Annotated in this window: 10 protein-coding genes, 1 tRNA gene and 1 pseudogene; all 12 read right to left on the bottom strand. The window is 57.0% G+C overall.

The window, feature by feature from the left end; genetic code table 11:
• On the bottom strand, nt 1-192 hold a 192-nt coding region (locus ACXWUF_RS11960), incomplete at its 3' end, for a GTP-binding protein (protein WP_458494893.1).
• 34 nt (nt 193-226) lie between these two features.
• Nucleotides 227-2,332: an elongation factor G gene (fusA, locus tag ACXWUF_RS11955; RefSeq protein ID WP_458494892.1), complete on the bottom strand. Its 2,106-nt coding sequence runs from the start codon at nt 2,330-2,332 to the stop codon at nt 227-229.
• A gap of 52 nt (nt 2,333-2,384) precedes the next feature.
• Entirely contained in the window at nt 2,385-2,855 is a 471-nt protein-coding gene (gene rpsG / locus ACXWUF_RS11950) for a 30S ribosomal protein S7 (protein ID WP_458494891.1), read from the bottom strand.
• A gap of 19 nt (nt 2,856-2,874) precedes the next feature.
• Nucleotides 2,875-3,249, bottom strand: a complete 375-nt coding sequence (gene rpsL, locus ACXWUF_RS11945; RefSeq protein ID WP_458494890.1) for a 30S ribosomal protein S12 — start codon at nt 3,247-3,249, stop codon at nt 2,875-2,877.
• Between the two features lie 195 nt (nt 3,250-3,444).
• Nucleotides 3,445-3,660: a DUF2905 domain-containing protein gene (locus ACXWUF_RS11940; RefSeq protein WP_458494889.1), complete on the bottom strand. Its 216-nt coding sequence runs from the start codon at nt 3,658-3,660 to the stop codon at nt 3,445-3,447.
• A gap of 3 nt (nt 3,661-3,663) precedes the next feature.
• The gene (locus ACXWUF_RS11935) at nt 3,664-4,623 is read right to left on the bottom strand and encodes a vWA domain-containing protein (RefSeq protein WP_458494888.1); all 960 of its coding nucleotides are present in this window, start codon (nt 4,621-4,623) and stop codon (nt 3,664-3,666) included.
• Complete coding sequence (locus ACXWUF_RS11930) at nt 4,620-5,150, bottom strand: tetratricopeptide repeat protein (RefSeq protein WP_458494887.1); 531 nt, start codon at nt 5,148-5,150, stop codon at nt 4,620-4,622. The genes ACXWUF_RS11935 and ACXWUF_RS11930 overlap by 4 nt, the downstream gene beginning before the upstream one ends.
• Nucleotides 5,150-6,133: a vWA domain-containing protein gene (locus ACXWUF_RS11925; protein WP_458494886.1), complete on the bottom strand. Its 984-nt coding sequence runs from the start codon at nt 6,131-6,133 to the stop codon at nt 5,150-5,152. The genes ACXWUF_RS11930 and ACXWUF_RS11925 overlap by 1 nt, the downstream gene beginning before the upstream one ends.
• Nucleotides 6,130-7,098, bottom strand: a complete 969-nt coding sequence (locus tag ACXWUF_RS11920; RefSeq protein ID WP_458494885.1) for a hypothetical protein — start codon at nt 7,096-7,098, stop codon at nt 6,130-6,132. Before ACXWUF_RS11920 ends, ACXWUF_RS11925 begins: the two co-directional genes overlap by 4 nt.
• Before the next feature lie 214 nt (nt 7,099-7,312).
• Nucleotides 7,313-7,389, bottom strand: a tRNA-Ile gene (locus ACXWUF_RS11915).
• A gap of 9 nt (nt 7,390-7,398) precedes the next feature.
• Nucleotides 7,399-9,201 carry an RNA polymerase sigma factor RpoD gene (gene rpoD / locus ACXWUF_RS11910; RefSeq protein WP_458494884.1) on the bottom strand — a complete coding sequence of 601 codons (1,803 nt, stop codon included), beginning with the start codon at nt 9,199-9,201 and terminating at the stop codon, nt 7,399-7,401.
• Nucleotides 9,202-9,280: 79 nt separating this feature from the next.
• Nucleotides 9,281-10,048 (bottom strand): annotated as a pseudogene (locus ACXWUF_RS11905) (hypothetical protein); the annotation flags it as partial.

Genomic DNA, 10,048 nt, shown 5'->3' with positions numbered 1-10,048 from the left:
CGCGATGGTGATGCCGCGCGCCCGCTCCTCGGGGGCCGCGTCGATCTGGTCATACGCCTTGAACACCCCGCCGAAGCGCTCCGCGCCCACCTTGGTCAGCGCCGCCGTCAGGGTCGTCTTGCCATGATCCACATGACCAATTGTTCCCACGTTCACATGCGGCTTCGTGCGTGTAAATTTCTCTTTGGACACGACTCAAATTCCTCTCTACAAATAGTTCTAAACCTTAGTAGCCTACAGCCGCCTTTTTAATGACGACGTCCGCGATATTCGTCGGAGCTTCCTGATACTTTTTGAATTCCATGGAGTAAGTGGCTCGACCTTGACTTAATGAGCGCAGACTCGTGGAGTATCCAAACATTTCGGCCAAAGGAACTTCTGCTTTAAGCACCTTGACGCCCGCATTATCGTCCATCCCGAACATGACGCCGCGCCTTCTATTTAAGTCGCCCATTACGTCACCCATATACTCTTCGGGAGTCTCAACTTCCACGCTCATAATCGGCTCTAGCAGCACAGGACCTGCTTTTTTGCAGCCTTCCTTGAAGCACATGGAGCCAGCGATCTTGAACGCCATCTCACTGGAATCTACGTCGTGGTAAGAGCCGTCAAATAGCGTCACTTTCACGTCCACCACGGGATAGCCAGCTAATATACCATTTTGAAGCTGCTCTTGCACACCTTTATCAACGGCGGGGATGTACTCCCTTGGAATCATCCCACCCACAACGCCATTCGCAAACTCGTAGCCACTATTCTCGGATAATGGCTCAATGCGCAACCAGACGTGACCGTACTGACCTCGCCCACCAGTTTGTCGGATGTATTTGCCTTCCTGCTCCACCAACTTTCGAATCGTTTCCCGATATGCCACCTGCGGAGCACCCACATTGGCCTCAACCTTGAACTCTCGCTTCATCCGGTCCACGATGATTTCGAGGTGTAACTCTCCCATGCCGGAAATAATTGTTTGCCCCGATTCTTCATCGGTGTGAACACGGAATGACGGGTCTTCTTGAGCGAGCCGCTGCAAGGCCAAACCCATCCTCTCTTGATCGCTTTTTGTCTTGGGTTCCACAGCCACAGAAATAACTGGCTCCGGGAATTCCATTCGCTCAAGAACCACCGGCCTGTCAGTAGCAGACAAGGTCGTGCCCGTAACGATGTCTTTGAGACCGACACACGCGGCGATATCGCCAGCACGGATTTCTTTGATCTCTTCGCGATTATTCGCGTGCATTCGCAGCAGACGCCCGATCCGCTCTTTATTCCCAGTTTGGGAATTAATCACGCTCTCACCGGAATTGAGAACGCCCGAATACACCCGGACAAAGGTCAGCGACCCTACGAATGGGTCGGTCATGATCTTAAAGGCAAGTGCGGAGAAAGGCTCGCTGTCGCTGGAATGACGTTCTACGGGTTGCTCCGTGTTAGCGTCTATCCCTTTGATAGCGGGAACATCAACTGGAGAGGGTAGATAATCAATCACCGCATCCAGCATGGCCTGGACACCTTTATTCTTAAAGGCCGAACCACACAGCATGGGGATGATTTCCAGCGCGATGGTCCGATAGCGCAAAGCGCCGATGATTTCAGCTTCCGACAACTCGCCACCTTCAAGGTACTTGGTCATCAAGTCCTCGTCCGATTCGGCGGCAGCCTCCACCATCTTCTCGCGCCATTCTGCCGCCGCATCGGCAAGCTCCTCGGGAATCTCTCCGTAAACAAAGGTCGCCCCGTTATCGGATTCAACCCAAAGAATGGACTTCATTTTGACTAGATCGACCACCCCTTTGAATCCTTCCTCGGCACCAATCGGCACCTGAATCGGAACAGGATTGGCCCGCAAACGCTCCCGCATTTGCCTGTAAACCTTGAAGAAATCGGCACCGGAACGATCCATCTTGTTCACAAACGCGATTCTCGGCACGCCATACTTCGTGGCCTGGCGCCAAACCGTTTCCGATTGCGGCTGAACGCCGCCCACGGCGCAATAAAGCATACAGGCACCATCCAACACCCGCATCGAGCGCTCCACTTCGATAGTGAAGTCGACGTGCCCCGGCGTATCAATAATATTGATGCGATGCTCGGGGTAATTTAACCCCATGCCCCGCCAATATGTGGTCGTCGCCGCCGAGGTGATGGTGATTCCACGCTCCTGCTCTTGCTCCATCCAATCCATGGTCGCGGCACCATCGTGTACCTCACCAATCTTATGATTGATGCCGGTATAGAAAAGAACCCGCTCGGTGGTGGTCGTCTTACCCGCGTCAATATGCGCGGATATGCCGATGTTGCGGTATCTTTCGATGGGCGTCGTGCGTGCCACGGCTTAAACCAGCATGCAGTAAACGTGGAATGGGTGATCCTTATCGTCCGGTCTACCAGCGATAATGCGAGAATGCCTTGTTCGCCTCAGCCATCCGGTGAGTATCCTCACGCTTCTTCACGGCTGAGCCACGATTATCATTGGCGTCCAACAATTCCGCCGCCAGCTTGGCGACCATGCCTTTTTCGCTACGCTTGCGGGCCGAATCAATCAGCCAACGCATCGCTAAAGCCACGCGCCGAGAGGGACGAACCTCAACCGGCACCTGATAGGTAGCGCCACCGACGCGGCGGGATTTAACTTCCACCAGCGGCTGCACGTTATCCAGCGCCTTATGCAGCACATCCAAGGAAGACTGGCTGGTCTTGGTCTCGATCTGATCCAAGGCACCATAAACGACATGCTCGGCAACAGACTTCTTGCCGCTCAGCATCAACATATTTACGAAGCGAGCCAGCGTTTCGCTACCGAAACGGGGATCCGGAACCAGCTCTCTTTTTTGGGAAACTCTTCTTCTTGACATGACTTATATCCAGGATCAATTAACTTTTCGGCTTCTTAGCGCCGTACTTGGAACGACCCTGACGGCGCTTCTGAACCCCCGCCGTATCCAGGCTACCGCGAACGACGTGATAACGCACACCCGGCAAGTCTTTAACACGACCGCCCCGAATCAGCACCACGGAGTGTTCCTGAAGGTTGTGGCCTTCACCGCCGATATAGCTGCTGACCTCAGCCCCGTTCGTCAGCCGCACACGAGCCACTTTCCGCAAAGCCGAGTTAGGCTTCTTAGGGGTCGTCGTGTAGACGCGGGTACAAACACCGCGCCGCTGAGGGCAACCCTCAAGCGCGGGAACATTACTTTTCTCTTCCTTGCGTAACCGCGGCTTCCGAACCAACTGATTGATCGTGGTCATTTACCAAACTCCGAAATCTTTTTCGCCCAACGCCTAACTAAACTTTAACCATTTGCGCTAGACCCGTCTCGCGCATTCAAAGGGCATAGCCCTTTGGTAAAGCGGTCCAATTTACGGGAAGTCCCGTGGCATGTCAACAGGGACATACTTTGCTCATTTCGCGCCGCTGCCCGCGCGTCCAAGCAAGCATCCCCGCTACCGCCGTGAAAACCAATTAATCAGCAGGCTCAGAACCAAGCTCACCACTGCCATGCTGGTGATGGGAATGAATATGGAGCGGTTTTCGTCTTCAATACGAATGTCGCCGGGCAGCTTGCCGAACCACCCCAGCAGCCCCGGCGCATAAGTCAGAATCAGCCCCACACCGCACGCGGCCATGCCCAAATAAATCAGCGCCTTTCCAACAGGCATATCTCATGGCCTCCTTCCCTGCAAACCAACCCTCCCCATATAGACCAAAAGCAGCCCGGTCAGCGCGGCCAATCCTAGCGGCGGGCGCAGGTCAGTGTCGGCGGGGCGGCGCTCGGCGAAATCGGTCTCGCGCAAAACCTTGCTGAGGTACGCTGGGTCTTCCAAGCGGTGGTAGCGCAAGCCAGTGACGGCGGAAAGCTCTTTCAGATGCGATTCATCCAGCCAAGACAAATACACGCCCTCTCGCGGCAGGGCATGGGTTTCAAGCATCTCGGAATAATCGGTGGACGACACTGGCGGCGGTTCTATATCCACATTCTGCCAATCACCGAGATAACGATTCTCCCGATCATAACGCGGCACCACCGTGGGCCGGGGACCGCCGACACCCACCAGCACCCCCCCGGTCCCGCCGGGTTTGCCTGTGAAACTCGGCTTTAGCGTGAGCGGCGGGGTTTCCTGACCGTCGGTGAAAAACACCAGCCGGACATCGGGGTCGCGTTTCGCCAGTTCGCGGAGCGCCGCGTACAGCCCCGAGGTCACGTTGCTATTGGCGGCCCAGGCCATGCGCCAGTCGATATGGGACAGCACGTCGTCAATGACGGAAAAATGCCCGCAGATTTCGATAGGCTCAAATAGGAATTGCACGTTCTGGGTCGTGAATAGGCCCAATCCGGCTTCCGACCCACACGGCAAATCATGCAGCACGCGGCGGATGGACTCTTTCGCGTAGTTCAGCCGTTCCGCCGGAAGCCCTTCGGCGTGGTAATCCCTCGCATTCATGCTCTGGGTAATATCCAGCACGAACATATAGCGGTAGACGGAACGGGGCAGCGGCAGACGGGGATGGAAAAAGGTCGCCAGCGTCACGATAGCGGCCAGCAACAGGGCGACGAGGCGCCAGTTAGCCCTCAGCGGGCGGCCAACCAAGAAGCCTATGCCGCCTCTGACGGGCTGGCTCACGGCCCGCCCCCCGGAATGCTCGGCACCGTCGCGAACACGCTGCCCTTTGAGCCTTGGAAATCCGCCTTCGGTTTTTCCTTGGGCGGCGGCGTGATGCGATAGGCATGCTCCAAGTTATAGCGGGCGTCCCAATGATCTGGGTTCAAGCGCAAGGCTTCGCGGAGATTTTCCTTGGCCGCCGCCACCAGGGTATTCACCCGGACATATTCCAACACCCCTTTCGCGTTCCACAACGCCGCCGCGTCGCGCAGATAAAGGGTGCCGAGGTTATAGCGCACCCGCGCCCGGAACGTCTCGTCGCCCCGATCCATTAGAGTACTGAACAAGCGCAACGCCTCCTGCCGGTCGCCGTGGCTGGCCAAGTCGCAAGCCTTGGCGTAGACCAGTTCCGGCGCGGTGGAATCTTCCACTTCAATCTTCGCCGGTTGGGCGATAAGCCGATTGAAGCCCGCCACTCGATATAAGGACCAGCCCTCATAAACAGCACCGGCCAACAGCGCGGCCAGCAACACCCAGACTACAGACATCACGCGGCCCACGACTTCACCTCCATGGCCTTGCCCGCCATCAGCAACAGGATAAAAAACAAAGCCGCGCCGAAGCACGCGCCCGACATATCCCGCCGAGGCAGTTTCTCCAAATAGGCCAAAGGCAGGTTTTCCAGCCGCTCCACTTCGGCGATAGCCTGTCGCATGGCTTCTGGATTCTCCGCCTCGAAGGCGCGGTAAGGCACGCCAAGCTCCTGGAAGTACTGGTGCAGGAAATATTCCGGCGTGGTGCTTTCGTTGGGATTGGTCGGCTTGTCCGACAGCCTCGCCCCTTTGGGATTGCGCAAATAAACCCAGTACAGGGTGGACCGGGTTTCCTGAAAGGTCTGGCGGAGCCGGTCGCGGGTCTCGTCGTCGATGCGGGCCGCGCCATCGGACACCAGCAGGATAAGCCGCGAGCCGGTGACAGGCTTCCCGGCGAAGAAATCCAAAGCCATGGCGAGTCCTGGCGCTATATCCGTGGCGCCGTGGCCGCGCCCGCCCGCCGCCGCGATGGCCGCTTGCACCGCCTCGCGGTCCTGGGTCAAGGGCAGCACGTAGATGGGCGCGGCGGCGAATTCCACCATGGCGAATAAATCATGCTCGCGCCGGGCGACGAACTCGGACAGGAGCTTCTGGGCCACGTAGCTCTTGGATTCGCTGGCCCTGGCACCGAGATATTTGCCCGTGAAGTTCTCGTTCATGCTGCTGCTCCGGTCCAGCAGCAATACGATATGGGCACCCGTGCCGACGCGCTCCACCCATTGCTCCTTGCTGAACGGACCCGCGATGCCCAGCGTCAAGCACACCGCCGCCGCCACGCCCGCCATACGCAGCAGCCGGTCGATCAGCACCGACAAGGGATCGGCGGGAATCATCGCCACAGCGGAATAGCCCAGGGCGGGCTGGCCGCGCTTAAACCAAGGCAGCAAGGCCGTCGCGCCCAACAACAAAGCCCAAGGCTCGGAAAAGCCCAGATTCACCGCCCTGCCCTCTCGGCGGCGATGCAGCGGCGGCAGAGTTCGACGAATCGGCTGGCCGGAAAATCCGCCGGAACGGGCGCGTTGGGCGCGGTGAAGAACAGCCGTTGCGACAAGCCGAAAAAGTCGGCCAATTCATCCCGCAATTCAGCGAAGGCCGGACGCACGGCACAGAACCCATCCAGCTCCCCGGCGAACACGGCGTGACCGGCGGTTTCATCCAAGGCTTGGTGCAGGATTCTGGCGGCGGCGCGGTAGCTTTCCGGCGAGGCCGGGCCACGCAGCCAGGGCTTGAGTTCGCGGCGGGCGCGATGAAAAGGGCGGGAACGACGGCTTCCACCCAATTTGCGCCAAATCAGCCCGCCCGCCACCAAGGCCGCGCCCGCCAGATATATCCACAAACGGCTCCAATGGGAATCCATCGCCAAGGGTTCAGGGGGCGACCCGTCCCGGATTGCCACAGACTCATCGGGCAGGTTCGGCGGAATGAGCGGAGTGACGGTGAATGGCCATTCGGGAGCTTTGACTTCTAAAGCTTCCGGGCCAGAGAAGCGTAGCGGCAAGGGCGGCACCACCGCCGATTCCACGCCACGAACGCCCTTGAAAAGTTGATAGGTGATGCGAATGCGGTAGCGCGTGGCGCCGTCTTCCGGCGCGGCCCGCCAGTCCACCGAGCGCACGTCCAGCCATTCGTCCAACACGCCGGGTCGGGGCAGGAAGCTGGTTTCCAGCGCGTAGGGGTGGGGCACGGTCACGGTGAGCGTGTGTTCGATGAGGTCGCCCATCGTGTAGCCGTAATCACGGGGCGCGGACAAATCGAGGCGCGGCTCGGGGGGCACCGCCGAGGCTAGCGGGGGTTGGGCCAGGAGCAATAAGGCCAACATCAGTGCTTGGCGGGTTGGGCTGAAAATACTTTTGATGAGAAACAAGGGCGACTCCGGCAAACCGGGGATTCTCCAATCGCTCATAACAAAACCTGATTAGCAAGGAACTTCATTGGCCGGGAAGCCGTCTTTCTTCCCCCTTTGAAAAAGGGGGATTGAGGGGGATTTCTAGCCCTTCCAAGAGCCGCACGCTTTTCAAATCCCACCTACCCCCCCTTTTGCAAAGGGGGAATGAATTTCCTTGCTAATCAGGTAACAAAAAGGCTTACCCGGAAGAACCGCGTAAGCCTTTTTTTCTTGGTGGGCCCTCAAGGACTTGAACCTTGGACCAAGGGATTATGAGTCCCCTGCTCTAACCAACTGAGCTAAGGGCCCGAACTCGTTTCAATCTATGTCAAGGAAGCTCCGCAACTGCTCGGACCGGGATGGATGACGCAACTTGCGCAACGCCTTCGCCTCGATTTGCCGGATACGCTCACGGGTGACATCGAATTGCTTGCCGACCTCTTCCAAAGTGTGGTCGGTATTCATGTCGATGCCGAAGCGCATCCGCAATACCTTTGCCTCCCGCGCTGTCAGCCCGGCCAAAACCTGCTGGGTGGTTTCCCGAAGACTTGCCACCGTGGCGTGTTCAATCGGCGACATCACCCGCGAATCCTCGATGAAATCCCCCAAGTGCGAATCCTCGTCGTCGCCAATCGGGGTTTCCATGGAGATCGGCTCCTTGGCGATTTTCAACACCTTGCGAACCTTGTCCTCCGGCATATCCATGCGCACCGCCAGCTCATCCGGAGTCGGCTCGCGCCCCATTTCCTGCAACATCTGCCGGGAAATGCGGTTCAGCTTGTTGATCGTTTCGATCATATGAACCGGGATGCGAATCGTCCGCGCTTGGTCGGCGATGGAGCGGGTAATGGCTTGGCGAATCCACCAAGTCGCATAGGTGGAAAACTTATAGCCGCGCCGATATTCGAACTTATCCACCGCCTTCATCAAGCCGATATTGCCTTCCTGAATCAAATCAAGGAACTGCAAGCCGCGGTTAGTATATTTCTTGGCAATGGAGATCACCAAACGCAAATTGGCTTCAATCATCTCCTTTTTAGCTAAACGCGCCTGATTTTCACCAATGGACACGCGCCGGTTAATATCTTTGATGTCTTTGATCGAGAGTTGGTTGTCCTTCTCTACCTGAGCCAAGCGCTCTTGCGCACGCTTGACATCTTCGACATAGTTTGTCAGGAAAGTCGCCGAAGGCTTGCCCGAGTCCAGCCACGACTGCAACCATGCGGGGTCGCTTTCATGTCCAATGAAGGACGCGATAAATTCCGCACGGGGAACCCGCGACTTATTGACGAAAATATCCTGGATGGTCCTTTCCTGCTCACGAATCCTCTCGACCACGCCATGCAGAATGTCCGTCAGCTCCTTAAAGAAAGGTGGCGTTTTCTTGAATTCCATGAAGTTTTCCGCCAAGGCGTCAAACGCCTTTTGGGTTCGTTCATGTTGGTAGCCATATTTCTGGTGGGCGCTGGTGGCGGCTTTATAGCGCTTTGCGAAAGCATCCAGCTTCTCCTTGACCATGGCCGGGTCTGGGCCGCTTTCTGCGTCGTCAAGGATATCGGTTTCGGCCTCGTCGTCAACCAACACCTCATCTGTCGTCGTGCCCGCCGGATCAAAAAAATCGGAAATCAGGTCAGACAGCCGCGCATCACCTTTCTCAACCGTTTCAAAGGCGGCGAGAAAATAATCCATGGCCGCCGGAAAGCGCACCAATTCATTAGCCGCTTGGTTGATCCCCTCCTCAATCCGCTTGGCGATGCTGAGTTCCCCTTCACGGGTCAGCAACTCCACCGTACCCATTTCGCGCATGTACATGCGCACTGGGTCCGTGGTTCGTCCCAGTTCAGTGTCGACAGACGAAGCCAGCGCCGCCGCCACCTCCGCCGCCTCTTCTTCGTCGTCCTCAGTAACGACGGTAGGCTCCGAGATCAAATCGGTATCGGGCGCGTCCTCGTGGACCTCGATCCCCATATCGTTGATCATCAGGATGATGTCTTCCATCTGCTCGGGGTCGACGATATCGCCCGGCAGATGGTCGTTAACCTCGGAATAGGTGAGGTAACCCTGCATCTTGCCCTTGGCGATAAGCTCTTTAAGCTGAGATTGTTGCTGTTCCAAGTTCATCAACTAACCCATGACTACGATTTGACCGCGAACTAATTAGTATATTGTAATTTGGCAAGAATAAAAATTTGCAGCTTGTTCAATAAGCCATCAACGAGCGCATTTCTTCACGCTCCTCCGCGTTGAGACGCATTGCCTTGGATTTATGAATCAGCACGTCCAAGCGCTCACTACGCATTTGTCCATCCAAACGAGTCAAGGTGTCCGCAAACACCGTTTGGATACAATCAGCCGCGACGTTGGTTCTTAGGCTTATCAGCTTATTTATCCATGCCTCTTCCGGCATATCCCGAAAGTACTCCAAAAGCCCGCCGACACTCGTGTCCGGCCGCATGTCCAGCAAGCCTAAAATAGTCCGAACGAGTTCCCCCGCTTTGCCATGGCTTTCCAGCCGTGCCCGACTATCCTTGGGGATTGAGGCCGCTAACTCGGGATTTTGCAACAATAAAGCCAAGAATGTGCGCCACAGTGAAGGCGCTGTTCGCTCCCTCGCTTGGGCTGAAGCCTCCATTGAGATGGATTTGACCGCGCTTTCCAGCGGCGACCGTCCCACCAAACGCTCCAACTCGCGCTCCATTTCCTCCAAAAAACTCCCTGCCGCCAGCTTTTCTATCAGCGGCCTAGCGCTTCCCATGAACGCCGCCCGTTGCTCCGGTGTCTTTATCGTCGCAAATCCTAGGCGGTGCGTCAGTTGCGCAACAAAATATTTCGAAAACAACTGCGCATTCTCAATCCGGGCAAGGAAGCTTTCCATTCCCTCGGTGCGTACCAGCGAATCGGGATCGTGCCCCTCGGGCAAGCTCAAAAATTTCAAGCTGCGGCCTTCCCGCAGGGATGGCAGGCTAGC

It is taken from the genome of Methylomagnum sp., assembly GCF_054333355.1.
This window is presented reverse-complemented; position numbering and strand designations above follow the sequence as displayed.

Coding starts and splice junctions, on each gene's coding strand:
- ACXWUF_RS11940 (WP_458494889.1), bottom strand. CDS start 3,660: ATGCCTGTTGGAAAGGCGCTGATTTATTTGGGCATGGCCGCGTGCGGT.
- rpsL (WP_458494890.1), bottom strand. CDS start 3,249: ATGACCACGATCAATCAGTTGGTTCGGAAGCCGCGGTTACGCAAGGAA.
- ACXWUF_RS11920 (WP_458494885.1), bottom strand. CDS start 7,098: ATGAGCGATTGGAGAATCCCCGGTTTGCCGGAGTCGCCCTTGTTTCTC.
- ACXWUF_RS11930 (WP_458494887.1), bottom strand. CDS start 5,150: ATGTCTGTAGTCTGGGTGTTGCTGGCCGCGCTGTTGGCCGGTGCTGTT.
- rpoD (WP_458494884.1), bottom strand. CDS start 9,201: ATGAACTTGGAACAGCAACAATCTCAGCTTAAAGAGCTTATCGCCAAG.
- rpsG (WP_458494891.1), bottom strand. CDS start 2,855: ATGTCAAGAAGAAGAGTTTCCCAAAAAAGAGAGCTGGTTCCGGATCCC.